Here is a 23,614-nt window from a genome sequence, read left to right as displayed (position 1 = left end):
CCAGCTCGCCGCCATCGCCGACGCCGCCGCCAAGAATGACGCCGAGGTCTGGGTCATGGCCCCTATGATCGCCACCCCCGACGAGGCCGCCCACTTCACCCGCCTCGCCCGCGAGGCCGGCCTCGCCACCGCCGGGGTCATGGTCGAGGTCCCCTCCGCCGCGCTCACCGCCGGGCACATCCTCGCCAACGCCGACTTCGCCTCCCTCGGCACCAACGACCTCACCCAGTACGCCATGGCCGCCGACCGCATGCTCGGCCCCCTCGCCACCCTCAACGACCCCTGGCAGCCCGCCGTCCTGCACCTGATCAAGGCCACCTGCGACGGCGCCGCCCAAGCCGCCCAGGCCAGCGCCGAGAACCCCGACGGCCGGCCCAAGCCCGTCGGCGTCTGCGGCGAGGCCGCCGCCGACCCGGCCCTCGCCGCCGTCCTCGTCGGCCTCGGCGTCACCACCCTCTCCATGTCCCCCCGCGCCCTCCCCGCCGTCAACGCCGTCCTCAAGACCATCACCCTCCCCCAGGCCCAGAACCTCGCCACCCTCGCCCTCCAAGCCCCCACCGCCGCCGACGCCCGCACCACAGTCCGCGCCCACCTCCCCCTCCTCGACACCCTCGGGCTGTAATCTGCGGCACAGCCCGGCCCGAGCACCTGTAGCCTGACTCCAATCCCTTTTCCTGACGACAAGGAGCAACCCATGGCAGAACGCACCGCAACGATCGGCTCCCGCGTGGGCCTGCACGCCCGGCCCGCGGCGATCTTCGCCGAGGCGGCCGGAGAGGCCGGCCTCGAGGTGACCATTGCCAAGCTCGGCGAGCCGGCCGACGAGGCCATGGACGCCTCGAGCATCCTGTCCCTCATGAGCCTCGGCGCGGAGTTCGGCGAGCAGGTCGTGCTGCGCGCCGATGGCCCCGGCGCGGACGAGGCCCTCGCGAGGCTCGTGACGATCCTCGAGACAGACCACGACGCCGAGTAGGACCGCGAACACAGCAAGGCCCGCCCGATCCGGGCAGACGCGTCGAGGCCCCCGCCCGGATCGGGCGGGGGCCTCGCGCGTCCCTGGGAGTCGAACGCGGGCGCGGAATGAGCTCCCTTTAGATCACAAAAAGGTAACGGTCTTGCCCGAGCCGCCACGCGCCCGGGCGGGCCGGAAGCGGGAGCGCAGGGCCGCCGTCGTGCGCGACCCGATCCGCGCGGGCATGGGGATGCGCCAGACGGACGATGGCGCCGTGACGCGCCCGCCGGCAGCGCGGCAGGGGCCCGGAGTGTGATCCGAGCCACGCCAATAACCGAGAGTGCCAACTCAAATCCCGGAACCCGTCGACTAGACTTGATGGCCATGTCACCAGACCGCAGTCAGATGACCGCCCCCTCACCGACCCGGCGCGTCGTGTTCCGCAAGCGCCGCCTCAGGGTCGATGACGTCAATGTCGTCGACCAGCCCATGCTCAAGAAGGCCATCGGCGGAACCATCGTCGGCAACACGATGGAGTGGTTCGACGTCGGCGTCTTCGGCTACCTCATCACCACGATGGGGCCGGTGTTCCTGCCCGAGGCCGACCCGTCCGTCCAGACCCTGTTCCTGCTCGGGACCTTCGCCGCGACCTTCATCGCGCGGCCTGCCGGCGGCGTGTTCTTCGGCTGGCTCGGCGACAAGATCGGCCGCCAGCGTGTGCTCGCGGCGACGCTCATCATGATGGCCGCCTCGACGTTCGCGCTCGGGCTCCTGCCCGGCTACGCGCAGATCGGCGTGTGGGCCGCGGTGCTGCTCGTGGCGATCAAGCTCGTCCAGGGCTTCTCGACCGGCGGCGAGTACGCCGGCGCCACGACCTTCGTGAGCGAGTACGCGGCGGACAAGCGCCGCGGCTTCCTCGCGAGCTTCCTCGACATGGGCTCCTACCTGGGCTTCGCGCTCGGCGCGGCCCTCGTCTCGGTCCTGCAGCTCACGCTCGGCCAGGAGGCCATGGAGGCCTACGGCTGGCGCATCCCGTTCCTCATCGCCGGCCCGCTCGGCCTGGTCGCGATCTGGTTCCGCCTCAAGATCGAGGAGAGCCCCACGTTCCAGGCCGCGCTCGACGCGCAGGAACAGGCCGGCAAGGAGCTCGCCGCGAACGACGAGGCCGCCGCGAAGGGCCCGATCGGGATCGTGCGCAGCTACTGGCGCGAGCTCCTCGTCGCGATGGTCCTCGTGGCCGCCGCGAACACGGTCGGCTACGCCCTGACCTCGTACATGCCGACGTACCTGACGGTCTCGAAGGGCTACGACGAGGTCCACGGCACCCTCCTCACCATCCCGGTCCTCGTCGTCATGAGCCTCTGCATCCCGCTCACGGGCAAGCTCTCCGACCGGATCGGCCGCCGGCCCGTGCTGTGGATCGGTGCCGTCAGCACGATCGTGCTGGCCGTCCCAGCGTTCGCACTCATCGGCATCGGCTCCGTGGCCGCGACCGTCGCCGGCCTCGCGCTCGTCGCGTTCCCCGTGACGTTCTACGTGGCGAACCTCGCCTCGGCCCTGCCGGCGCAGTTCCCGACCGCGAGCCGCTACGGCGCGATGGGCATCGCGTACAACGTGGCCGTTGCCGTGTTCGGCGGCACGACGCCGTTCATCATCGACGCGCTCATCCAGGCCACGGGCGACGACATGGCTCCGGCCTACTACCTCATGGGCACCTCGGTGGTGGGCGCCGCCGCGATCTGGTTCCTGCGCGAGTCGGCACAGCGCCCGCTCCCGGGCTCGCTGCCGAGCGTGGACACCCCGGCCGAGGCCGCCGAGGTCGTCGCGGCCCAGGACGAGGACCCGCGCATCGACCTCACGCACATGCCGCTGCCCGAGGTGCCGCTGGCCGTGACGGACGATGGCGACGAACTGCAGCTGGCGCTCGACCACCCGGCCGCCGTCGAGGCCGCCGAGCGCGAGGGCGTGGACCTTCAGGCGACTGCACTGGAAGCGCAGGCCTGCGGAAAGGAGCCCATCGCCTCGGGGCCGGTCTCGGGCCAGACGCCGGTCGTAGCGGGGGTTGGCGCCGCACTGTAGCCGCCTCGCCCGCACCACACGGAGCCCGCCTCCGCCTGAGATGGCGGAGGCGGGCTCCGTGTGTTCAGCTGGTTCGGCGCCTACGGTTTCAGCTCCTCGGTGAGCACCTCGTAGTCCTCCACCGAGAGGATATCCATATGCTGTTGCGCCGCCGTCTCGGCGCGAAGGGCGTTCGCAGCCTCCTTGCTGCCGTCCAGGGCCTCCTTGTCCTCCCACAGCGAGAGGGACAGCGACGTGCCGCCGTCGGAGAGCACGTAGTAGAGGCCCCTGCATCCCGGGAGCGCGAGCACGCGCTGGACCGTCTCCTCCGAGGGCTGCCCGGTGCTTCCAGCCTCGGGCCTGTACGTGCTGACTCTCATGAACATTGCTCTCTCCTCCGGGTCCCAGCGGCGCCGCGCCGGATAGCTGTGGAGGCAGTCCGCCTCCCTACCCAGTAGGGACCGGAACGCTCTGCGCGACAAGGAACGGCGCAGAGGAAACTTGGCGCAGAGGAATCTGCCTAGGCTGGCCCCATGACTCCCGCGAGCCCTCTTCGTCTCAGCATCGCCATCCTCGACGACTACCAGGGCGTGGCCCGCGAGCTCGCGGACTGGTCCGGGCTCGAGGCCGCCGGCGCCGAGGTCACGGTCTTCCGCGAGCACCTCGGGCACGACGACGCCGCCGTCGCCGCGGCGCTCGAGCCGTTCGACGCCGTCGTGGCCATGCGCGAGCGCACGCCCCTGCGCGCGGAGCGGCTCGCGCTCCTGCCGAACCTCAGGCTCATCGTCTCGACGGGCCGCCGCAATGCCTCGATCGACCTCGCCGCCGCCGCGGAGCGCGGCATCACGGTCTGCCACACGGGCTACCTCCCCTCCCCCGCCGCCGAGCACACGTGGGCGCTCATCCACGCAGCAACTCGGCGGCTCGACGCCGAGCTGGGCGGCGGCGGGGCCGGGTGGACGGACGACGGCGGGTGGCAGACGACCCTGGGCCGCGGCCTCGAGGGGAGGCGGCTCGGCGTCGTGGGACTCGGGAACCTCGGCTCGCGCGTGGCCCGGGTCGGGCTCGCGTTCGGGATGGACGTCGTCGCGTGGAGCCAGAACCTCACCGACGAGCGCGCGGCCGAGGTGGGGGTGCGGCGCGTGGAGAAGGAGGAGCTGTTCGCGACGTCGGACATCGTGACCCTGCACCTCGTCCTGTCGGCGCGGTCCCGGGGCATCGTGGGGGCCGAGGACCTCGCGCTCCTGAAGCACGACGCGATCCTCGTCAACAGTTCCCGAGGGCCCCTCGTCGACGAGGCCGCGCTGCTCGAGGAACTGACCGCGGGCCGGATCGGCTGCGCGGCGCTGGACGTGTACGACGTCGAGCCCCTCCCCGCGGGCCACCCCCTCCGCACGGCGCCGCGCACGATCCTCACTCCGCACATCGGCTACGTCACGCGGGAGCAGTACGAGGTCTTCTACCGCGACGCCGTCGAGGACATCGAGGCCTGGGCGGCCGGCTCGCCGATCCGGGTCATGGAGCCGCGTCCGAGCTAGCCCGGACGAAGTAGCAGGCTGGGGTTCACTCGCCCATCGGCCGGCGGGCCGGGTGGCCGAGGACCCGGTCCGGGAGCACCTTCGAGACGAGCACGGCGGCCTTGTACCGCCACGACGGGACGGACACGCTCCGCCCCGCGAGGCTGTCCTTGAGCCCGTCCCGGACGACGCTCTCGGCGCTCAGCCACGACCAGCGCGGGAGCCAGCGCGTCTCCATGCCCATGCGGTGATGGAACTCGGTGCGCGTCAGGCCCGGACACAGCGCCGTGACGCTCACCCCTGAGCGGCGGTAGTGCGCGTTGGCCCAGCGGCTGAACGCCACGACCCACGCCTTCGCCGCCGAGTATGTCCCGCGGGGCATGAACGCGGCGACCGAGGCGACGTTGATGATCCGCCCCTCGCCGCGCGCGAGCATCCCGGGAAGCACGGCGTGGCACAGGCTCATGACCGCCTCGACGTGCAGGCGCAGGTGGGCGACCTCCTCCGCCAATGGGTTGTGGTGGAAGTCGTGCAGGAGGCCGTGGCCGGCGTTGTTGACGAGGATGCTGACGGGCCGGCTCGGGTCCTGGGCGCGCACGACGGCGGCGGCGAGCCCCGCGGGGTCCGTCAGGTCAGCGCTGAGCACCTCGACCTCGATTCCGTGCCGGGACACGAGGTCCCGGGCGGCCGAGTCGAGCCGGTCGCGGTGGCGGGCCACGAGCACGAGGTCGTGACCCTGAGCCGCGAGCTGGCGGGCGAACTCCGCCCCGATGCCGGAGCTCGCGCCGGTGATGAGCGCCGTCGTCATGCGACCCAGCCTAGCGACTCGCCAGGAGGCGGCAGCCCCGGCGGCTTCCCGCAATTGTCGGGCTGAGCAGGGTGCCGAGCCTCGTCACCCTGCTCAACCCAACAATTCCGCCGGTGAGGTGGGGTGGGGTGGGGTGGGGTGGGCTGGGCAGGCCTCAGCCGCGCAGCGTCGCGAGGACGTCCCCCGCGACCCGGCCCGCCGCCGTCGACCACTCCCGGAGCAGCCCGGCGAGGTCCTCACCGTCCGCCTGCCGCCCCGCCACGCCCCCCGCCACGGAGGCGAGGACGGCGGTGCGCAGCTCGGTATTGACGTTGACCTTGCCGACGCGGAACGACGCGGCGCGGGCCAGGTCCGCGGCCGGGATGCCCGAGGCGCCGTGCAGCACGAGCGGCACCGGGGACTCCTGCGCGATCCGGCCCAGGACGTCCCACCGGATCTGCGGCTCGCCCCGGTACCGGCCGTGCACATTGCCGATCGCGACGGCGAGCAGCTGCGCGCCCGAGCGCTCGACGAAGCCGCGCACCTCGTCGGGGTCGGTGAGGCCCGCGGCCTCTTGCGCGAAGGCCTTGTCCTCGTCCCCCGCGAGGCCGCCGAGCTCCGCCTCGAGGACCACGTCCGGGCCCACGATCGCCCGCACGTGCCGGACGAACGCGACGTTGTCCTCGAGCGGCAGGGCCGAGCCGTCGGCGAGCACCGCGTCCGCCCCGGCCGCGACGGCGTCGGCGATCACGGCGGCGTCCGCGGCGTGGTCGAGCTGGACGCACACGGGCACGGACGCGCCGTCGGCCAGCGTGCGCAGCGCGGCGATGAGCCGCAGCCCCGCCCGGGTCGCGGCGGTCTTGGGCGCCACGTTGAGCACGACGCCGAGCCCCGCCTCCTCGGCGGCAGTCTCGGCTGCCTCGACAACAGCAGTGGCCGTGGCGAAGTCGTAGCACGTGAACGCCGGGACGGCCCCGCCCCCGAGGAGCGAGGCCGCCACGACGTCGTCGAGACGAGAGCGCATCAGTGCCCGAGCCCGCCGACGAGGATCCAGGCGACGTACGTGAGCAGGAAGCCCGCGACGCCGAGGATCGTGGTGAGGACGGTCCACGTCTTGAGCCCGTCCGCGACCGTGATGCCGTAGTACCGAACCACGACCCAGAAGCCGGCGTCGGTCACGTGGCTCAGGCCGAGGGAGCCGAAGCCGATCGCGATGACGATGACGGCGATCTGCGCGGGAGTGTAGCCGCCGGCCTGGACCGCTGCGGTGAGCAGGCCCGTCGTCGTCACGATGGCGACGGTCGCGGAGCCCTGGGCGGCGCGGAGGGCGAGGGAGATGATGAAGCCGAGGAGGATGATCGGCAGTCCGAGCCCGTCGAGGGTCGAGGACAGGGCCGCGCCGATGCCGCTCACGCGCAGCACCTCGCCAAACACGCCGCCGGCGGCGACGATCAGGAGGATCGAGGCGATCGGGGGCAGGGACTCCTCGAAGATCTCGCCGGTCTCCCGGAGGGACCAGCCGCGGCGCACCGCGAGCGTGAAGAACGCGAGGCCGACGGCGACGAGCAGGGCGAAGAAGGGGTTGCCGACGAAGGAGGCGACGCCGTAGAGCGGATCGGTCTTCGGGATCGTGAGCGTGCCGATCGTGCCGACCATGATCTGCACGATGGGGGCGGCGATGAGCGCGACGATGAGGCCGGGCTTCGGCGGGGCGACAACCTTGGTCTTCGTGGCGACACCGCCAGCGGAGCCGGCGGAGCCATGGTGCACGGCCTCGTCCTCGGTCTCGCCGTACTCGTCGAGCTGCGCCTTGACCGAGGGCAGGAGCTCCATCTCGCGGCGGTTCATGATGCGCCCCACCCAGTAGGACAGGAAGCCGAGGGGCACGCAGATGGCAAGCGAGATCATCGTGATGAGGCCGATGTCCGCGCCGAGGACGCCGGCGCCGGCCACGATGCCCGGGTGCGGCGGGACGGCGACGTGGATCGCGAGCATGATGCCGGCCATGGGCAGGCCGAACTTGATCGGGTGCACGTTCAGGAGCTTGGAGAACGCATAGACGATCGGCACGAGGACGATGATGCCGACCTCGAAGAACACGGGGATCGCGACCAGGAAGCCCACGAGGGTGAGCGAGACGGCGACGCGGGTGCGCCCGAACCGCTCGACGAAGTGGTCCGCGAGCGACTGCACGCCGCCCGAGACCTCGATCATCCGGCCCAGCACGGCGCCGAGCGCGATGAGCAGGGCGACCTTGCCCATCGTTCCGCCGACGCCCGTGGACACGACCGTGAAGATGTCCTTGAGCGGGATCTGCGCGGCCACGGCGACGGCGATGCTCACGGTGAGCAGCGCGACGAACGCCTGGATCTTGAAGCGGATGATCATGACGAGCAGCACGGCGACGCCGAGCGCGGCGATGGTGAGCAGCAGCGGGGTGCCGAGCTCGACGGCGGGCTTGATCGGCGGGGTCTCGGCGAGCGGGACCGCCGCCGCGATGCCGAGGGTGGTCAGGGGGTTCACGTCTCTAGTCTCCTTCGACTGGGAGCCGGGTGCGAGCCGGCGGAGGTGGGGGGTTGGGATGGGGGGAAGCGGGGATGGGGGGACGAGCGGTGGAGCCGGGACTCAGGCCGTGCGCTTGGCGGGCGCGACGACCTTGATGACGGCGGAGTCGTCCGCGGCGGCGAGGCCCTGGGCCTGGCCGATGAGGTAGAGCTGCTCCGCGGCGGCGGCGACGGGCGCGGCGAGGCCCACGGAGCGCGCGGCCTTGCCGACGATCCCCATGTCCTTGACGAAGATGTCGAGGCGCGAGAGCACCTCGGCGCCGTCCTCGGTGTAGGCCTCGAGCATGCGCGGGCCGCGGTTGGAGAGCATGAAGGAGCCCGCCGCGCCGGCGCCGAGCGCCTCGAGGGTCTTGGCCGTGTCGAGCCCGAGCGCGTCGGCGAGCGCGAGCGCCTCGGCGGCCGCGGCGATGTGCACGCCGCACAGGAGCTGGTTGACCGTCTTGAGGGCCTGGCCGTCGCCGGGCTTGTCGCCGACGACGGTCAGGGTCGAGGCGAGCAGCTCGAGGACGGGTCGGGCCCTCTCGTAGTCCGACGGCGTCGCGCCGACGACGATGAGCAGGTCGCCCTCGCCGGCGCGCACCGGGCCGCCGGAGAGCGGCGCGTCGACGAGGCCGACGCCGAGCTCGGCCAGGCGCGCGGCGGTCGCGGGGATCGCGTCGGTGCCGACGGTGCTCGTGAGGATCACGACGGCGCCCGGGGCGAGCGAGGCGGCGACGCCGTTCTCGCCGAAGAGGACCTCGTCGAGCTGCTCGCCGTTGCGCACCGCCAGCAGGAGGGCGTCCGCGCCCTGGACGGCCTCGCGGGCCGAGCCGAAGGTCGCGATGCCCGCGGCGGCGGCGAGGTCGAGGCGGGCCTGGGCGATGTCGAAGCCGTGGACCGTGAGGCCGGTCGAGAGGCGCGTGGCCATGGGCAGGCCCATAGCACCGAGGCCGAGGACGGCGACGGTGTGGGTCTGAGTCTGGGTATGGGTGGTGGCGGACACGGCAGAAATGTCGGACACGGGTGTTCTCCTATGAACGGGGCGGGGGATTCAGGGAGGTCAGGGGGATCAGAACGTGGAGCTGAGGGTCCGGGTGACGGCGGCGAGCGACTCGTCGTCGCCCACGTTGCCCGCGAAGACGATGTACGGGATGCCGCGCGCGGGGCCGTCGACCGGCTCCCACAGCGAGACGATGCCCGGCAGCATGGGCCCGCGCACGATCGCGCGGCGGATCTCGAGGCCGTGCGCGGCCACGTCCGAGGACGTGATGCCGCCCTTGGCGATGACGAAGCGCGGCGGCGTGGTCGTGAGGACGGAGTTGACCACGCGCACGACGGCGGCGCTGACCGTGCGCGCGATCTCGAGGCTCGCGGCCGGGTCGTCGGTCTTGACGAGGCGGCGGCTCGTGTGGACGATCACGTCCCCGTCCGCGAGCGCCCGCACGACGGCGGCGACGGTCGCCTCGAGGTGCGCCTCGGCGCGGGACGGGTCGAGGAGCTGGTCGACGTCGATCTCGACCGTGTGCGCGGAGGCGTGCTGCTCGGTGAGGCGGTCGAGCTGGCGGGTCGTGAGGCCCACGTGCGAGCCGACGACGATGAGTCCGCCGGCGGCGAGGTCCTCGCGCAGGGCCCCGGCGCCGCCGCCAGAGGCTTGGCCGCCGTAGATCTCCTCGGCCGTGAGCGGCGCCCGGACCTCCTGGCCGATGCGGCCGCGCACGAACGGCGGGCCCACGCGGTACAGGAGGGACTTGCCGCGGCGCTCGGCCTCCTCGAGGCCGAGTGCGAGGGCGCGTATGTCGCTCTCCCCCACGATGTCGGCGACGATCGGGGTCCCGTCCGTGGCGGGGGCGATCGCGTCGGCGATGGCCTCGGCGCCCGCGCGGATGATGCCGAGGTCCAGGACGATCACGTGGTCGGCCCGGAAGCGGCCGCCGGACTTCTCCTCGACGTACGCGGGGAGGAAGGAGGTCGAGAAGCCGAAGGTCGCGTCGCGGGCGAACTCGGTCTCGCTGACGGGGGTGAGGCCGGGCTGGGAGCCGGGCCCCGCCGTCGTGCGCATGTAGTGCTCGCCGCCGATGGTGACACGGCCGGCGTCGGGGAAGGCGGGCACCATGACGACGCCGTCGACCCCGGCGCCACCGTTCAGTTCAGACACAGTGCTCGCGATGACGTCCGTCTCGAGCGGGAAGTGGCCGCGGAGGGTCGAGTCGCTGCGGCTCACGAAGGCCAGCGGCGTGCCGCTCTCGCGGGCGGCCTCGAGCGCGGCGGCGACGACCTGGCGGTTGCGCTCCGCGGCCTCGGCGGGATCGAGGCTGCGCGTGTTGGTCAGGACGTAGACGGCCGAGGGGCGGGCGCCGCCGATGCGGGAGGCGAAGGCCCAGCGGAAGTCCTCGACCTCCCAGCGGGTGAGCACGGGCAGGTCGGCGACGGACTGCGTGCCGGTGGGGTCGTCGTCGAGCACGACGAGGACGCGGCCCGAGGCGGCGACGGCCGCGGCGACGTTCGCGGCCGGGATCTGGCGCTCGGACGGGTAGGCGGCGAGGGCTTCGGCTTCCAGGAGCATGGGCGACACTTCCTTGTGCGGGCAGATCGGCGGCTGCGGGTGAGCTAGTAAGATGTCAGACATCTAATATCTGCACTCAGAGTGACATAGAACGCGTTTCCGCGCAAGAGGCCCGTAGACTGGCGGCAGCCGGGGCCGGGTTGGACCCGGCGGACCGCAGCGAGCGGCCGCGCGCGCGGCGGAAGGGGTTGGAGACGCGGTGGCACGGAAGTCCCTCGTGGCCGAGGTCGCGGAGGAGCTCCTCGACCGGATCGTGGCCGGAGAGTTCCCTCCCGGGTCCGTCGTGCCCGGCGAGCTCGAGCTCTCGTCGCGGCACGAGGTGAGCCGCATGACCGTGCGCGAGGCCGTCAAGACCCTCGCGGCGCAGAACATCCTGCGCGTCGAGCGCGGCCGCGGCACGTATGTCAACCCCATCAACCGCTGGAGCTCCCTGCACGCCGTCCTCCGCGCGACGAGCGAGGGCACCGACGGCGCCTCGGCCGCCGTCCAGCTCATCGAGCTGCGCCGCATGCTCGAGACGGGGGCGTGCGAGCTTGCCGCCGCGCGCATCTCGGACACCGACCTCGCGGCCCTCGACGTCTTCGTCTCGAGGATGCGCGCCGCGCACGACGCCAAGGACCTCGAGGCGTTCGTCGAAGCGGATCTCGCGTTCCACGACGTCATCCTGCACGCCTCCGAGAACGCCTTCGTCGCCGTCCTCTTCGAGCCGCTGAGTCGGGTGCTGGCCCAGCGCCGGGCCGAGACGTCGGCGGTGCCGGAGATCCAGGAGCACGCCATCGCGATGCACGCGGGCATCGCCGAGGCGCTGCGCAGCCGCGACCCCCAGGCCGCGCGCGGGGCGATGGACGCGCACATGCAGCAGACCCTCGACGACCTGAGGACCTATGTCCTCGAGGCCTGAGTGCCCCCTGGCCTGAACCCGAGCCGGCCCTTCAACCCAGAAGACCCCCGGGAGTCGCCTCCCGGGGGGTCACTGAGGATCGCGTGCGCTAGGAGAGCGTCGCGGTGTCGATGACGAAGCGGTAGCGGACGTCGGAGGCGAGGACGCGCTCGTACGCGTCGTTGATCTTCTCGGCCGGGATGACCTCGATCTCCGCGCCGATCCCGTGCTCGGCGCAGAAGTCGAGCATCTCCTGCGTCTCGCGGATGCCGCCGATCATGGAGCCGGCGAAGGTCTTGCGGCCGGGGATGAGCGAGAAGACCTGCAGCGAGAGCGGCTCGGCCGGAGCGCCGACGTTGACCATCGCGCCGTCGACCGCGAGCAGGGACAGGTAGGCGTTGAGGTCGATCTGGGCGCTGACCGTGTTCAGGATCAGGTCGAACGTTCCGGCGAGCTGCTCGAACGTCGTCGGATCGCTCGTCGCGTAGTAGTGCTCGGCGCCCAGGCGCAGCCCGTCCTCCTGCTTCTTGAGGGACTGCGAGAGGACGGTGACCTCGGCGCCCATCGCGGCGGCGATCTTGACCGCCATGTGGCCGAGTCCCCCGAGGCCCACGACGGCGACCTTCTTGCCCGGGGCCGCACCCCAGTGGTTCAGCGGCGAGTACGTCGTGATGCCGGCGCACAGCAGGGGCGCGGCGACGTCGAGCTCGAGCGCGTCGGGGATCGTCACGACGAAGTCCTCCGCGACGACGACGTGGCTCGAGTAGCCGCCCTGGGTGATGGTGCCGTCGCGGTCCACGGCGCCATAGGTGCCAGTCATGCCCTTGAGGCAGTACTGCTCCTCGCCGCGGCGGCAGCTCGCGCACTCGCGGCAGGAGTTGACCATGCAACCGACGCCGACGCGGTCGCCGACGGCATGCTTAGTCACCTGCGGGCCGATCTCGGTGACGACGCCGGCGATCTCGTGGCCGGGAACGAGCGGGTAGGACGCCGGGCCCCAGTCGCCGCGGACGGTGTGGATGTCGGAGTGGCAGATGCCGGCGTACTTGATCTCAATCAGCACGTCGTGGGCGCCGAGCTCGCGGCGCTGGATCGTCATCGGCGCGAGCGGCTCGGTCGCGGACGTGGCGGCATAGGCGTGGGCGGTGAGCATGCTTCTCCTGGTCTTGATCTGCCCGGATCTCGGGCGGGACACCCTTCCATCCAAGCGCATCCGCCTCAGAGGCAGGGAGATCCTGCCGAACCGGGGTCTGGCAGTACCCCCCTCACGGGCCGGGGGACGAGACGGCCAAGAGGGGCCGCTCACTCCTTGCACAGCGCAGGCGGCAGAGCTACGTTGGCGCTGGCTCCACAGCAGCCGGCCCCTCCAAAGAGGCACTCTGGGACCGTGTCGCCGCTGGGAGCTTGACATATGGAGCTCTGACGCGAGGAGGCGGCCACCATGCCGGAGAAGAGCTGGTCGGTGAACATCGTCATCGACGAATACGAAAGCCAGACGCGGGCCACGGCCACGTTGTCGGCCGAGGGCCGCGCGGGGTGGGAGGGGGTCGGCCTCGCCCGACTCAATCCGGCGGACAGGGACATCCCGGCGATCGGCGACGAGCTGGCGGCGGCCCGTGCCCTAGCGGATTTGGCGCATCAGCTGATCGAGACCACCGCGGCCGACATCGAGAAGTCGACCCACAATCCGGCGCACCTCGAGGCCTAGCGTCAGCTACGACCCATCCCTCCAGAGGTAGCGGCGCTCGGGGCGGCCGACGCCGCCGTAGCGCAGCTGCACCTGGACCAGGCCCTCCTCGCTGAGGTACTCCAGATACCGGCGGGCGCTCACCCGTGACGTGCCCAGCTGCTCGGCGGCCTCGGTCGCCGAGACGTCCCCGGGCGCCTCGCGCAGCATCGTCTTCACGAGCTGGAGGGTCTCGGGGCTGCAGCCCTTGGGCAGCGGCCGGGAGGGCCGCCTGATGCCGAAGACCTCGTTGACGTCGTCCTGCCCCGCCTCGCCCTCGGACTCGGCGAGGGAGTGGTACGTGCGCCGGTAGTGCTCCAGCCGCTCCTTGAGGTCGTCCCCCGAGAAGGGCTTCATGAGGTAGTGCACGATCCCCCCGCGCAGGGCCCGGCGCACGGTGTCCACCTCGCGTGCGGCGCTGATGACGAGCGCGTCGAGGTCCGGCTGGGCCTCGCGCAGCCGCTGCAGGAGGTCCAGGCCGCTGATGTCCGGCAGGTGGATGTCCAGGAGCACGAGGTCCGGGGTGAGCCGCCGCGCCTCCTCGAGCGCCTCCGCGCCGGTGTGGGCGACGCCGACGACGGCGAAGCCCGGGGTCTGGCGCACAAAGCCGGCGTGGACCTTGGCGACCATGAAGTCATCCTCGACGATGAGGATCCTGATCATGAGGCGGTGCTCCACTTTCGCTGAAGTCGGGCCGTGAACACGGCCCCACCGTCATTGTGCACGTCCACCTCGCCGCCGCGGCGCAGGCAGACGAGCCGGGTGAGGGCCAGCCCGAAGCCCCGCCCGCCGTCGTTCGCCGAAGCCTTGGTGCTGAAGCCCTGCCGGAAGATCTCCTCGAGCCGGTCCACCTGGACCCCGGGCCCGGAGTCGCGCACGGTCACCCGGATCTCGCCGCCGCGCTCGGCCAGGCCCACGGCGACCTCCGCGCGCGGGAGCCCGGAGACGGCGTCGATCGCGTTGTCCACGAGGTTGCCGACGACCGTGGTGAGGTCGCGGGACAGCGCGTCGTCGTCCGCCCGCCCCAGATGGGATCCTTCGTCGAGGCTCAGGGCGACGCCGCGCTCGGCGGCGAGGCTGGCCTTTGCGATGAGCAGCGCGGAGACCGCGGGGTCCTCGACCTTGCTCGTGACGTCGTCGTAGAGCTGGGTCCGGCTCAGGCTCACGCCGTCGACGAACTTCACGACGTCGTCGTACTCGCCCAGCTGGATCAGCCCCGAGATCGTGTGCAGCTGGTTGGCGAACTCGTGGGTCTGCGCGCGCAGGGTGTCCGTGGTCGTGCGGGTGGCGCCGAGCTCCTTCTCGAGCGTGGACAGCTCGGTGCGGTCGCGCAGCGTCGTGACCGAGCCGATCACGCGGCCCCGGGAGCGCATGGGCCGCCGGTTGGCGACGACGACGCGCTCGCCGACGAGCACGAGGCGGTCCGGCTCGGCCTGGTCCGTCATGAGGACCTCATGCAGGGCCGGCTCCACGCGGAGCTCATCGAGGCTGCGCCCCACGCAGTCCGCGGGCAGGTCCAGGAGGTCGCGCGCGGCGTCGTTCGCGACGGTGACCCGCTGCTGCGGGTCCAGTGCGATGACCCCCTCCTTGACGCCGTGCAGGATCGCCTCCCGGTGCTCCACGAGGTTCACGATCTCGTCCGGCTCCATGCCGAGCGTCTGCCGCTTGACCCGCCACGAGAGCAGGAGGGAGCCCGCGGCGCCGAGGGCGAGCGAGACGCCGAGGTAGGTCAGCAGGTTCGGGGTCGCGGCGACCAGCCGCTCCCAGGCGGAGGGGTAGGAGCGGCCGACGGCGGCGATGCCCGCCATCCGCCCGGCGTCGTCGAGCACCGGCGCGTGGGCCACCAGATACTCGGCGCCGCCCATGACGACGACACCCGTCCACGCCCGCTCCTGCCGGATCGCGCTCTCGCCGACCTCGAGCGGGGCTCCGATCTGATCCGGGTCCGAAGAGGTCACAACCGTCAGGTCCGGCTTCGCGAGGGCCGCGATGCTCGATCCGGAGACGCCCCGGACGGACTCCGTCGCGGCGGGGAGCGCCGCGCCCAGGCGAGGCTCGGCCTCGGGCATCAGCGAGCGGACCACTGGCAGCGCGGCCAGCGACTCGGCGGCGGAGAGGACGCGGCGGCCCTCCTCGCGCTGGAACGCCTGGGCGGACTGGGTGAGCGAGATGGCGACGACGCCGACCAGCACCGCGAGCACGATCAGCAGCTGCAGCACGAGGTACTGCCCGGCCAAGGACAGCCTCAGCCCGTGGGGGCCGCGCTGCCCTCCGCTGTGCGTGCTCACGCCCATCCCTTCTCTCGTGTCCTGTCCATTATCGAGCGGCACGCGGTATCGAGCGGTGCGGCGCGGTCGGGGCGTGCACTCAATGAACACAACGTCCTTTGCGAACACAAGAGTGACCCGCGTCACGCTCGTCGCTACCGTGAAATCACGCTCGCACCCAACTTTTGAGACGAGGACAGCAACGATGCTTCGCAAGAATTTCAAGGCCCTCCGCCTGGCCGCCGCCGCCGTCGGCCTGGCCCTCGCCGCGACTGGCTGCGGCGTCACCGGCGGGGGAGGCGGGGGCGGGACCACCACCACCGCGGACCAGCCGCTGACCGGGCTCCGGATCATGGTCCCCAACACCGCAGGCGGCGGCTACGACACCACGGCCCGCACCGCCGCGAAGGTCATGGAGGAGACCAAGGTCGCCAAGGGCATCGAGGTGTTCAACCTCGCTGGCGCTGGCGGCACCGTGGGCCTGGCCCGCACGGTCAACGAGAAGGGCAACGGCGACCTCGCGATGCTCATGGGCCTGGGCGTCGTGGGCGCTAGCTATACCAACAAGTCCGAGGCCAAGCTGACCCAGACGACGCCGCTGGCCCGCCTCATCGAGGAGCCCGGCGCCATCATGGTCTCCAAGGACTCGCCGTACAAGACCATCACCGAGCTCGTCGACGCGTGGACGAAGGACCCGTCCAAGGTCGCCGTCGGCGGCGGCTCCTCCCCGGGCGGCCCCGACCACCTCCTGCCGATGCAGCTCGCTCAGGCCGTCGGCCTGGATCCGAAGCAGGTCAACTACGTGGCGTTCGACGGCGGCGGTGACCTGCTCCCGGCGATCCTCGGCAACAAGCTCGGCTTTGCCGCCTCGGGCGCCGGCGAGTACATGGACCAGATCGCCTCCGGCGAGGTCCGCGTGCTGGCCACGAGCGGGGACGAGCGGCTCGAGGGCGTGGATGCCCCGACGCTCAAGGAGTCCAACATCGATCTGGTCTTCACCAACTGGCGCGGCATCGTGGCGCCGCCGGAGGTCTCCGACGCCGACCGCGACCGGATCGTGGCCGCACTGACGAAGATGCACGGCACGCAGGAGTGGAAGGACGCGCTGGCCAAGAACGGCTGGAGCGACGCCTTCGCCACCGGCGACGAGTTCGCGTCCTTCCTCAAGGACCAGGACCAGCGCGTCGCGGACGTGCTGACGAAGCTCGGCCTGGCATGACCACCATCGCCTCCCGGCTCAAGGGCCGCGCCGAGCTGGGCTTCGCCGCCCTGCTCGGCGCGGTCGGGGCCGCCGTCCTGATCGATGCCTCCCGTCTGGCCGTCCCGTACTCGCAGTCGGACCCGGTGGGCCCGAAGACGGTCCCGTTCATCGTCGGCGGCCTGCTCGTGGTCTGCGCGGTGCTGCTCGTGGTGGACGTCCTGCGCGGCGGCCGCGGCGAGGCCGAGGGCGGCGAGGACGTGGACCTCACGCACCCGACCGACTGGCGGACGGTCCTGCCGCTCCTCGCGGCCTTCGTGCTCAACATCCTCATCATCGACATCGCGGGCTGGGTGATCTCCGGGGCCCTGCTGTTCTACGGCAGTGTCTGGGCCCTCGGCAGCCGCCGCTACGTGCGGGACGTGATCATCTCCGTGGCGCTGTCCCTGGCCACCTTCTACGGCTTCTACCTCGGCCTCGGCATCAGGCTCCCGGCCGGCTTCCTCACGGGGGTGCTCTGAATGGACACTCTGAACCTGCTCATGCAGGGCTTCGCCACCGCGGCGACGCCGATGAACCTCCTCTACGCCTTCCTCGGCGTGCTGCTCGGCACCGCCGTCGGCGTGCTGCCGGGCATCGGCCCCGCCATGGCCGTGGCCCTGCTGCTGCCCCTGACCTACGGCCTCGAGCCGACGAGCGCCTTCATCATGTTCGCCGGCATCTACTACGGCGGCATGTACGGCGGCTCCACCACCTCGATCCTGCTCAACACCCCCGGCGAGTCCGCCACCGTGATCACGGCCATCGAGGGCCACAGGATGGCCAAGGCCGGGCGGGCGGCCCAGGCCCTCGCGACGGCAGCCATCGGCTCCTTCGTCGCGGGCACGATCGGCACCGCCCTGCTCGTGGCCTTCGCCCCGCCCGTGGTGGACTTCGCCGTGAGCCTCGGCCCGTCCAGCTATCTGGCCATCATGGTGCTGGCCTTCATCGCCGTCACCGCGATCCTCGGCTCCTCGAAGCTCCGCGGCTTCGCCTCCCTCGGACTCGGCCTGGCCATCGGCCTCGTCGGCATCGACCCGGTGACCGGGCAGCAGCGGCTCGTCTTCGGCCAGCCCCTGCTGGCCGACGGTCTCGACGTCATCGTCGTCGCCGTGGCGATCTTCGCCGTCGGCGAGGCGCTCTGGATCGCCGCGCACCTGCGCCGGAACCCGCTCTCCACGATCCCCGTGGGACGGCCGTGGATGGGCAAGCAGGACTGGAAGCGCTCCTGGAAGCCGTGGCTGCGCGGCACCGCCTACGGCTTCCCCTTCGGGGCCCTGCCCGCCGGCGGCGCCGAGGTCCCGACGTTCCTCTCCTACGTGACCGAGAAGAGGCTCTCCAAGCACAAGGAGGAGTTCGGCCACGGCGCGATCGAGGGCGTGGCCGGGCCCGAGGCGGCGAACAACGCCTCGGCCGCAGGGACCCTGACCCCGATGCTGGCCCTCGGCCTGCCAACCAACGCGACCGCCGCCGTCATGCTCGCCGCGTTCACGCAGTACGGCATCCAGCCCGGACCGCTGCTGTTCGACAACGAGCCGGATCTCGTGTGGGCGCTCATCGCGAGCCTGTTCATCGGCAACACCCTGCTCCTGCTGATCAACCTGCCGCTCGCGCCGCTGTGGGCCAAGCTGCTGCAGATCCCGCGGCCGTACCTGTACGCCGGGATCCTGTTCTTCGCAACGCTCGGCGCCTACGCCGTGAACCTGCAGGCATTCGACCTCGCGATCCTGCTGGTCCTCGGGCTGCTGGGCTTCGCGATGCGGCGCTTCGGCCTGCCGATCCTGCCGCTCGTCATCGGCCTCATCCTCGGCCCGCGTGCCGAGGGCCAGCTCCGCAAGGCGCTGCAGCTCTCCGGCGGCGACGTCGCCGGGCTCTGGAGCGAGCCGATCGCGATCGGCGTGTACATCGCCGTCGCCGCGCTGCTCGCCCTGCCGCTGGTGCTGGCGCTGGTGCGACGCCGCCGGCCCCAGGCCGCAGCCGCCCTCGCCGCGGCCGAAGGCCCGACGGCGGCTGCAGCCGCCGTCGCGGAGGAGCCGGCCACGGACCGGGCCGCCGCTAGGGACCGGGCCGCCGCTACGGACCAGGCCGCCGCTCCGGACCAGGCCGCCGCTCCGGACCGGGCCGCCGCTCCGGCGCCCGAGGAGCGCCAGCCCCACCACAAGGACAGCCACAGCCACGAGAAGGAGTCACTGTGAGCATCGTCGTCGGCTACATCCCCACCCCCGAGGGCGAGGCGGCCTTCGAGCGGGCCATCGCCGAGGCCTCGAAGGCTGCCGCGAAGCTCGTCGTCGTCAATTCCTCCCGCGGGGATGCCGTCGTCGACCAGCGCTTCGCCCAGGAGGAGCAGATCGCCGCACTCCAGAGCCGGCTGGACGCCGCCGAGGTGGAGCACGTCCTCCTGCAGCCGCTGCGCGGACATGACGCCGCGGAGGAGGTGCTGGACGCCGCCGAGTCGCATGGCGCGGAGCTGATCGTCATCGGTCTGCGGAAGCGCAGTCCAGTGGGCAAGCTGATCATGGGCAGCACGGCCCAGCGGATCCTCCTCGAGGCCCGCTGCCCGGTGCTCGCGGTGAAGGCCGGCTGAGGGACGAGACGACAGGGCCCTGTCCCGTGGCACAACCACGGGACAGGGCCCTGTCGTCTCAGGTGCGGGCCTCCACGCGCGGCCGCGTCCCGAGGGCCGCGGCCGCGTCGAGGTCGTCGTCCTGAACGGTGCGGGCCGGAAGGCCGACGCCGGCGAGCAGCCCCGCGGTGACGCGCGCCTGAGCGGGACTCGCCTCCAGGATCACGGTCCCTCCCGGGGCCAGCCACTCCCCCGCCCCAGCGGCGACCCGTCGGTGCAGGGCGAGGCCGTCGTCGCCGCCGTCGAGGGCGGCGAGCGGCTCGTGGTTGCGCGCCTCGGGCGGCATCAGGGCCACCGCCACCGTGGGGACGTAGGGAGCATTCGCGACAAGGACGTCGACGCGCCCGCGCAGCGAGCCTGGGAGCGCTGCGAACACGTCCCCGATGTGGACGCGCCCCGAGCATGGGGCCAGGTTGTGGCGCGCGTACGCGGCCGCGACCGGGTCGATGTCCGCAGCGTGCAACTCGCAGGCGCGGCCCCGGGCCGCGAGCTCCGCGGCGACGGCCGCCCCGATGGCCCCCGAGCCGCAGAAGAGGTCGACGATGACGGCTGGACGGACGGCGGGAGCGTCACGCCCGGCCGCCTGTCCCACGAGCTCCACGGCGAGCCGCACGAGCAGCCGGCTGCGCTGCCGCGGCACGAAGACCCCGGCGCCGACGGCGATGCGCAGGCCCGCAAACTCGGCCCAGCCCAGGACGTGCTCGAGGGGCTCCCCGGAGCACCGCCGGCGCACGAACTCCTCGAGGTCGGCCGGGGTCCGCGCGGCCTCCAGAACGAGCCGCGCTTCGTCCTCGGCGAAGACGCATCCGGCCGCGCGGAGGCGGGCCACGACGGCTTCCGCAGGAGGCAGCCCGGCGCACCGCCCGGGTTCTGGCCAAGCATTCACCACGGGGATAGTCTGCCAGCACGGTCCGGCCGACGGCCGGGCGACGGCCGCCCCGGCGGCTCCCGCACGACTGCACAGGAGGAACCATGGCAGGGCACACCTACAGCGTCTCGGAGATCGTCGGAACCAGCCCGGACGGCGTCGACGACGCAGTCAGGAACGCCATCGCAGCAGCAGCCCAGACGGTCCGCCACCTCGACTGGTTCGAAGTACAGTCGATCCGCGGGCACCTCGAGGACGGCGCCGTGGCCGACTGGCAGGTGACCGTCAAGCTCGGCTTCCGCCTCGAGCGGTAGGCACGAAGCCTCGCGAGGACATGGCTCCGGCACGCCGCCGCCCGGCTCTTGGACTGAGCAGGGCGGCGGCGGTCCTCTGCATGGTCCAGTTCGTGGGTGTGCTCGGCGTGTCGATCGGGATCACCCCGATACCGGCCATGCTGGAGAGCGTTGGCGCGGGCCCCGCCATGGAGGGGCCCCTCGCAACGGCCTACGCCATGTTCTTCGGAGGGCTCCTCGTCCTGGGCGCCCGTCTGGGCCGAATGTTCGGCCCCCGGAAGGTGCTCCTCGCGGGCCTGGCCGGCTTCGGGGTCGGGAGCGCGGCCGGTGGGCTCTCGCTTGAAGCGTGGCATCTCGTGACGGCCCGGGCTCTGCAGGGCGCATGCGCGGCCATCTCGGTCCCGGTAGCCCTCGGTCTCCTCCTCGCCGTCTCCCCGGACGAGCGCTCGCGCAATCAGGCACTCGCGCTGTGGGGAGCCGCCGGGGCTGTGGCTGGCTCCGGCGGGTTCTTTGTCGGTGGCGTGCTGACCGACCTCTGGGACTGGCGGTCCGTGTTCTGGCTGAACCTCCCCATGGCTGTCCTGCTGATCGTCGGGGTGCTGACGTGGATCGCGGCCAACAGAGCCGGTGAACCCGGCGTCTCGCTCGACGTCGTCGGGGCGTCCCTGCTGACGGGCTCGGTCATGGCGGTGGTGGCGGGAGCGGCGCTGGTCGAGCAGGAGGGCTCGGGCCCGTGGGGCACCGTCATCATGGGCCTTGGCGTCCTGGGCGGCCTCGCTCTCGCGGGCTGGAGCCGGCGTGCCAGGGAGCCCATCCTGCCTGCGGCCGCCATCCGCAACCGCCGGCTCGCGCTGGGGTCTGCAGGGTCGTTCATCAACACGGCCGCTACCTCCTCGACGAGCGTTCTGCTGACCCTCCACCTCCAGCAGCAGTCAGGCCTTTCCGCGTTCGGCACCGGGCTCCTCCTGCTGAGTGTGAGCGGCGGGGCAGTGGCCGGCTCCGCGGCGGCATCCGTGGTGATCGCGCGCTCCTCCCGCCGTGCGGCCGTCCTGAGTGGTCTCACCCTGATCGCTGCCGCCAACCTCGCCGCCGCCGTCGCCGTGGAGACAGTCGCCGTGGAGACAGTCGCCGTGGAGACCGTGGCCGTGGAGACCGTGGCCGGGATCGTCGCGGCTCTGGCGGCCCTCGGAGCGGGCCTCGGGCTCTCATCCGTCGGCTGCATCAATCTGGGCACCGACGTCCCGGAGGCGCACACCTCCACCGCGACGGGCGTCCTGAACACTGGCGCCCAGCTGGGCACTGCCATCGGTGTGGCGGCTCTTGTCCTTGTCGCTGCCCCCGAGCGGTATGGCACGTGGTCCGGGACGACTGTCGCCCTCGTCGCCGGCGGCACCGCCGCCCTGCTCACGGCGGCCGCCATGGCCAGGCCGCTCAGGCGGGCGGAGCAGCCGGCTTGAGGCCCGAGTGCCGCAAGGTCAGAAGGGTGGGGGTGGGTCGGTGTGGGGGTAGGTCAGGTGCTTTCGGCCGGAGGGTGCGGTCCATTCGAGGGTGCCTGCGGGTAGGGAATGACCGGTCTGCTGCTCCGGTGCGGGCCCGGTCTGCGGCGCCGGTTCCGGCGTCTGGGCGGTCTGGGCGGTCTGGGCGGTCTGGGCCGCCTGGGCTGTCTGGCCGATGTGGCGGACTTTCCAGTAGCCGAGGGTTTTGATTCGGTGGTGTTCGCGGCAGAGGAGGGCGAGGTTGTCCACGCTGGTGTCGCCGCAGTTGGCCCAGGAGTGGGTGTGGTCGGCCTCGGTGGCGGCTGCGGGTTTGTCGCAGCCGGGGAATCGGCAGGTGGCGTCCCGCAGGGCGAGGAAGCGGCGCATGGCCGCGGTCGGGGCGTACCGGACGCGGCCGATGGCCAGCGGGGCCCCCGTGATGGGGTGGACGGTGAGGCGGGTCCAGGTCGCGGTCTCGGAGGCCAGGAGGCGGGCCGCGGCGGGGTCGATGGGGCCGTAGCCGAGGATCTCCCCCGGTGTGTCGCTCGTGCCGGCCAGGGTGGCGGCGGGGACGGTGACGACGAGCTCCATCCGCACCCCGCCCGCGGGCGCGGAGGGTCCTGCCAGCAGACCGCCTGTGCCGGTGAGCAGGTCGGTGAGGATGTCGGCGCGGAGCTGGTTGACGGTGCGGGCCTCGTCGGGTGCCTGGAGGCCGCGGGCGATGGCGTTGAGCCTCGTGTCGATGAGCGCCCCGGTTTCGAGGGGGATGAGGGCGGTGAGGTGGCACATGCCGTCGCCGCAGGGGTCGACATCGACGCGCCGGTCGGCCATGGCCCTGGCCCTGCGCTTGGCGAGGGGCGCCTCGGCGTAGTCCTCGGCGAGGCGGCGCAGCCTCCGGCCGAGGGCGCCTGGGGTGGGGGTGCGGTCGGGGTCCTCGGGGGCGGCGACGGCCGCGGCCGCGGCAGCGAACTCGGCCAGCTTGGCCGTGGGGATGGGGGTGGCGGCGTCGAGGATGACCGCGGCCCGGCGGCGGGTCATCCGCCCGGCTCGCATGGCGGCCAGGACGGGGGCCATGGACGGATGGGTGAGGGCCAGGGCCTCTTCGACCATGGCCCTGGCGGTGCGCTGGGGGAGCCTGAGCAGCGCGGCGGTCTCGGACGCGGCGAGGGCGGGGGCGTCGAGGCGGGCCTCGGGGGCCTCGCTGGAGGAGCCCTCGGCGCGGGTGAGCGCGGCGAGCAGGACGGCCCTGTCCGCGTCGATCCTGGCCTGCTCGGCCTCGAGGGCCTCGAGCGCGCCCAGGGCCTCCGCGGCGCGCTCGAGCCGGATCAGCGCCATCGCCGCCCCGGGCGAGGGCAGCCCGGCGGACGGATCGCCTGAGTCTGACTGGCCGCCTGCGGCTGACGGGCCGTCGGGGTCGCCGGGCTCCTGGCAGGGACGGGAGGGCGGCGAGGGCGGGCAGGTGTGCCCGCAGGCGCAGCCGCCGCCCGCCGTCGTCGTCCCCACCCTGGGGAGAGGGTCGAACAGCGCCGGGTCGAACCGCGGCGCCTCGAGCCACCTGACCTTCCCGGCGGCAATGTCGGCGAAGTCCTCCGGGCTCATCGGATCCACGAGCCCGAGCTCCTCGAAGTCCCGGTCATCGACCCAGTCCTCCGTGCACGGATCCTCGGGGAACTCCTCGCCTTCATGCGGGTCGCCGACAGGCCGCGGCGCGTACCGGTCCCCGAACTCGTGTTCCCCTTGCTCCCCCGCCATGGATTCACCATCGCACAGGGCTCCGACAATTCTCGGCGGGGTGGAACCGGCGCGGTGACGCGGCGAGGTGAAC

General features: G+C 72.4%; 24 protein-coding genes. 13 read left to right on the top strand and 11 right to left on the bottom strand.

Annotated elements, in window-relative coordinates:
- The 4 genes from BV907_RS03825 to BV907_RS03815 form a co-directional block, all read left to right on the top strand.
- Nucleotides 1-622, top strand: a 622-nt coding sequence (locus BV907_RS03825) for a putative PEP-binding protein (protein WP_342745502.1), incomplete at its 5' end; no start/stop codon positions are given.
- Between the two features lie 72 nt (nucleotides 623-694).
- The gene (locus BV907_RS03820) at nucleotides 695-973 is read left to right on the top strand and encodes an HPr family phosphocarrier protein (RefSeq protein ID WP_077488358.1); all 279 of its coding nucleotides are present in this window, start codon (nucleotides 695-697) and stop codon (nucleotides 971-973) included.
- 142 nt (nucleotides 974-1,115) lie between these two features.
- The gene (locus BV907_RS18685; RefSeq protein ID WP_175637355.1) at nucleotides 1,116-1,268 is read left to right on the top strand and encodes a hypothetical protein; all 153 of its coding nucleotides are present in this window, start codon (nucleotides 1,116-1,118) and stop codon (nucleotides 1,266-1,268) included.
- Between the two features lie 89 nt (nucleotides 1,269-1,357).
- Nucleotides 1,358-3,031 (top strand): MFS transporter, encoded by a 1,674-nt coding sequence (locus tag BV907_RS03815; protein WP_245827773.1) that lies wholly within the window; start codon nucleotides 1,358-1,360, stop codon nucleotides 3,029-3,031.
- A gap of 80 nt (nucleotides 3,032-3,111) precedes the next feature.
- Here the strand turns inward: BV907_RS03815 and BV907_RS03810 are convergent, their stop codons facing one another.
- Nucleotides 3,112-3,396, bottom strand: a complete 285-nt coding sequence (locus tag BV907_RS03810) for a hypothetical protein (RefSeq protein ID WP_077488356.1) — start codon at nucleotides 3,394-3,396, stop codon at nucleotides 3,112-3,114.
- 147 nt (nucleotides 3,397-3,543) lie between these two features.
- Here BV907_RS03810 and BV907_RS03805 point away from each other — a divergent pair, with 147 nt between their 5' ends.
- On the top strand, nucleotides 3,544-4,548 hold the full coding sequence (locus BV907_RS03805; RefSeq protein ID WP_077488354.1) for a D-2-hydroxyacid dehydrogenase family protein: 1,005 nt from the start codon (nucleotides 3,544-3,546) through the stop codon (nucleotides 4,546-4,548).
- Nucleotides 4,549-4,573: 25 nt separating this feature from the next.
- Here the strand turns inward: BV907_RS03805 and BV907_RS03800 are convergent, their stop codons facing one another.
- The 5 genes from BV907_RS03800 to BV907_RS03780 all read right to left on the bottom strand — a co-directional run bounded on the left by BV907_RS03800 (nucleotide 4,574) and on the right by BV907_RS03780 (nucleotide 10,420).
- Nucleotides 4,574-5,335 (bottom strand): SDR family NAD(P)-dependent oxidoreductase, encoded by a 762-nt coding sequence (locus tag BV907_RS03800; protein WP_077488353.1) that lies wholly within the window; start codon nucleotides 5,333-5,335, stop codon nucleotides 4,574-4,576.
- A 154-nt stretch (nucleotides 5,336-5,489) separates the two neighbouring features.
- Nucleotides 5,490-6,338 carry a class II fructose-bisphosphate aldolase gene (locus BV907_RS03795; RefSeq protein WP_077488351.1) on the bottom strand — a complete coding sequence of 283 codons (849 nt, stop codon included), beginning with the start codon at nucleotides 6,336-6,338 and terminating at the stop codon, nucleotides 5,490-5,492.
- The gene (locus BV907_RS03790) at nucleotides 6,338-7,837 is read right to left on the bottom strand and encodes a GntP family transporter (protein WP_077488350.1); all 1,500 of its coding nucleotides are present in this window, start codon (nucleotides 7,835-7,837) and stop codon (nucleotides 6,338-6,340) included. Before BV907_RS03790 ends, BV907_RS03795 begins: the two co-directional genes overlap by 1 nt.
- A gap of 102 nt (nucleotides 7,838-7,939) precedes the next feature.
- On the bottom strand, nucleotides 7,940-8,878 hold the full coding sequence (locus BV907_RS03785) for an NAD(P)-dependent oxidoreductase (RefSeq protein ID WP_281250839.1): 939 nt from the start codon (nucleotides 8,876-8,878) through the stop codon (nucleotides 7,940-7,942).
- 48 nt (nucleotides 8,879-8,926) lie between these two features.
- On the bottom strand, nucleotides 8,927-10,420 hold the full coding sequence (locus BV907_RS03780; protein ID WP_077488347.1) for a four-carbon acid sugar kinase family protein: 1,494 nt from the start codon (nucleotides 10,418-10,420) through the stop codon (nucleotides 8,927-8,929).
- A gap of 199 nt (nucleotides 10,421-10,619) precedes the next feature.
- On the opposite strand from BV907_RS03780, the gene BV907_RS03775 reads away from it, so the two are divergent.
- On the top strand, nucleotides 10,620-11,321 hold the full coding sequence (locus BV907_RS03775) for a FadR/GntR family transcriptional regulator (protein WP_077488346.1): 702 nt from the start codon (nucleotides 10,620-10,622) through the stop codon (nucleotides 11,319-11,321).
- 88 nt (nucleotides 11,322-11,409) lie between these two features.
- Here the strand turns inward: BV907_RS03775 and BV907_RS03770 are convergent, their stop codons facing one another.
- Nucleotides 11,410-12,453: an NAD(P)-dependent alcohol dehydrogenase gene (locus BV907_RS03770; protein WP_077488344.1), complete on the bottom strand. Its 1,044-nt coding sequence runs from the start codon at nucleotides 12,451-12,453 to the stop codon at nucleotides 11,410-11,412.
- Between the two features lie 288 nt (nucleotides 12,454-12,741).
- On the opposite strand from BV907_RS03770, the gene BV907_RS03765 reads away from it, so the two are divergent.
- On the top strand, nucleotides 12,742-13,008 hold the full coding sequence (locus BV907_RS03765; protein ID WP_077488342.1) for a dsRBD fold-containing protein: 267 nt from the start codon (nucleotides 12,742-12,744) through the stop codon (nucleotides 13,006-13,008).
- A 6-nt stretch (nucleotides 13,009-13,014) separates the two neighbouring features.
- Here the strand turns inward: BV907_RS03765 and BV907_RS03760 are convergent, their stop codons facing one another.
- A complete protein-coding gene (locus BV907_RS03760; RefSeq protein WP_077488340.1) occupies nucleotides 13,015-13,689 on the bottom strand; it encodes a response regulator in 675 nt (224 codons plus the stop codon).
- Entirely contained in the window at nucleotides 13,686-15,269 is a 1,584-nt protein-coding gene (locus BV907_RS03755; RefSeq protein WP_077488419.1) for a sensor histidine kinase, read from the bottom strand. The genes BV907_RS03760 and BV907_RS03755 overlap by 4 nt, the downstream gene beginning before the upstream one ends.
- A 229-nt stretch (nucleotides 15,270-15,498) precedes the next feature.
- On the opposite strand from BV907_RS03755, the gene BV907_RS03750 reads away from it, so the two are divergent.
- From BV907_RS03750 to BV907_RS03735, 4 genes are read left to right on the top strand one after another with little or no spacing between them, the layout of a single operon-like run.
- Nucleotides 15,499-16,512 carry a Bug family tripartite tricarboxylate transporter substrate binding protein gene (locus BV907_RS03750; RefSeq protein WP_077488339.1) on the top strand — a complete coding sequence of 338 codons (1,014 nt, stop codon included), beginning with the start codon at nucleotides 15,499-15,501 and terminating at the stop codon, nucleotides 16,510-16,512.
- Entirely contained in the window at nucleotides 16,509-17,012 is a 504-nt protein-coding gene (locus tag BV907_RS03745; protein ID WP_077488337.1) for a tripartite tricarboxylate transporter TctB family protein, read from the top strand. Before BV907_RS03750 ends, BV907_RS03745 begins: the two co-directional genes overlap by 4 nt.
- Nucleotides 17,013-18,725, top strand: coding sequence for a tripartite tricarboxylate transporter permease (locus tag BV907_RS03740; RefSeq protein WP_077488336.1), 1,713 nt, complete (start codon nucleotides 17,013-17,015; stop codon nucleotides 18,723-18,725).
- Nucleotides 18,722-19,114 carry a universal stress protein gene (locus BV907_RS03735; RefSeq protein ID WP_077488334.1) on the top strand — a complete coding sequence of 131 codons (393 nt, stop codon included), beginning with the start codon at nucleotides 18,722-18,724 and terminating at the stop codon, nucleotides 19,112-19,114. Before BV907_RS03740 ends, BV907_RS03735 begins: the two co-directional genes overlap by 4 nt.
- A gap of 58 nt (nucleotides 19,115-19,172) precedes the next feature.
- On the opposite strand, the gene BV907_RS03730 is transcribed toward BV907_RS03735, so the two are convergent.
- A complete protein-coding gene (locus BV907_RS03730; RefSeq protein ID WP_245827772.1) occupies nucleotides 19,173-19,982 on the bottom strand; it encodes a putative protein N(5)-glutamine methyltransferase in 810 nt (269 codons plus the stop codon).
- A gap of 143 nt (nucleotides 19,983-20,125) precedes the next feature.
- Between BV907_RS03730 and BV907_RS03725 the strand changes: the two genes are divergently transcribed.
- Together BV907_RS03725 and BV907_RS03720 are read left to right on the top strand one after the other, a co-directional pair.
- Nucleotides 20,126-20,335 carry a dodecin gene (locus BV907_RS03725; protein WP_077488333.1) on the top strand — a complete coding sequence of 70 codons (210 nt, stop codon included), beginning with the start codon at nucleotides 20,126-20,128 and terminating at the stop codon, nucleotides 20,333-20,335.
- A gap of 20 nt (nucleotides 20,336-20,355) precedes the next feature.
- A complete protein-coding gene (locus BV907_RS03720) occupies nucleotides 20,356-21,771 on the top strand; it encodes an MFS transporter (RefSeq protein ID WP_077488331.1) in 1,416 nt (471 codons plus the stop codon).
- 18 nt (nucleotides 21,772-21,789) lie between these two features.
- On the opposite strand, the gene BV907_RS03715 is transcribed toward BV907_RS03720, so the two are convergent.
- On the bottom strand, nucleotides 21,790-23,541 hold the full coding sequence (locus tag BV907_RS03715; RefSeq protein WP_175637354.1) for an HNH endonuclease signature motif containing protein: 1,752 nt from the start codon (nucleotides 23,539-23,541) through the stop codon (nucleotides 21,790-21,792).
- Between the last annotated feature and the right edge of the window lie 73 nt (nucleotides 23,542-23,614).

It is taken from the genome of Sinomonas mesophila (assembly GCF_001999765.1).
In the GTDB taxonomy this organism is placed as follows: Bacteria; Actinomycetota; Actinomycetes; order Actinomycetales; family Micrococcaceae; genus Sinomonas; species Sinomonas mesophila.
The sequence above is the reverse complement of the archived record's forward strand: the minus strand, read 5'-3'. Positions and strand labels throughout refer to the sequence as shown.

Coding starts and splice junctions, on each gene's coding strand:
- BV907_RS03795 (WP_077488351.1), bottom strand. CDS start 6,338: ATGCGCTCTCGTCTCGACGACGTCGTGGCGGCCTCGCTCCTCGGGGGC.
- BV907_RS03815 (WP_245827773.1), top strand. CDS start 1,358: ATGACCGCCCCCTCACCGACCCGGCGCGTCGTGTTCCGCAAGCGCCGC.
- BV907_RS03725 (WP_077488333.1), top strand. CDS start 20,126: ATGGCAGGGCACACCTACAGCGTCTCGGAGATCGTCGGAACCAGCCCG.
- BV907_RS03740 (WP_077488336.1), top strand. CDS start 17,013: ATGGACACTCTGAACCTGCTCATGCAGGGCTTCGCCACCGCGGCGACG.
- BV907_RS03720 (WP_077488331.1), top strand. CDS start 20,356: ATGGCTCCGGCACGCCGCCGCCCGGCTCTTGGACTGAGCAGGGCGGCG.
- BV907_RS03810 (WP_077488356.1), bottom strand. CDS start 3,396: ATGTTCATGAGAGTCAGCACGTACAGGCCCGAGGCTGGAAGCACCGGG.
- BV907_RS03820 (WP_077488358.1), top strand. CDS start 695: ATGGCAGAACGCACCGCAACGATCGGCTCCCGCGTGGGCCTGCACGCC.
- BV907_RS03770 (WP_077488344.1), bottom strand. CDS start 12,453: ATGCTCACCGCCCACGCCTATGCCGCCACGTCCGCGACCGAGCCGCTC.
- BV907_RS03780 (WP_077488347.1), bottom strand. CDS start 10,420: ATGCTCCTGGAAGCCGAAGCCCTCGCCGCCTACCCGTCCGAGCGCCAG.
- BV907_RS03715 (WP_175637354.1), bottom strand. CDS start 23,541: ATGGCGGGGGAGCAAGGGGAACACGAGTTCGGGGACCGGTACGCGCCG.
- BV907_RS03760 (WP_077488340.1), bottom strand. CDS start 13,689: ATGATCAGGATCCTCATCGTCGAGGATGACTTCATGGTCGCCAAGGTC.
- BV907_RS03800 (WP_077488353.1), bottom strand. CDS start 5,335: ATGACGACGGCGCTCATCACCGGCGCGAGCTCCGGCATCGGGGCGGAG.
- BV907_RS03750 (WP_077488339.1), top strand. CDS start 15,499: ATGCTTCGCAAGAATTTCAAGGCCCTCCGCCTGGCCGCCGCCGCCGTC.
- BV907_RS03745 (WP_077488337.1), top strand. CDS start 16,509: ATGACCACCATCGCCTCCCGGCTCAAGGGCCGCGCCGAGCTGGGCTTC.
- BV907_RS03765 (WP_077488342.1), top strand. CDS start 12,742: ATGCCGGAGAAGAGCTGGTCGGTGAACATCGTCATCGACGAATACGAA.
- BV907_RS03805 (WP_077488354.1), top strand. CDS start 3,544: ATGACTCCCGCGAGCCCTCTTCGTCTCAGCATCGCCATCCTCGACGAC.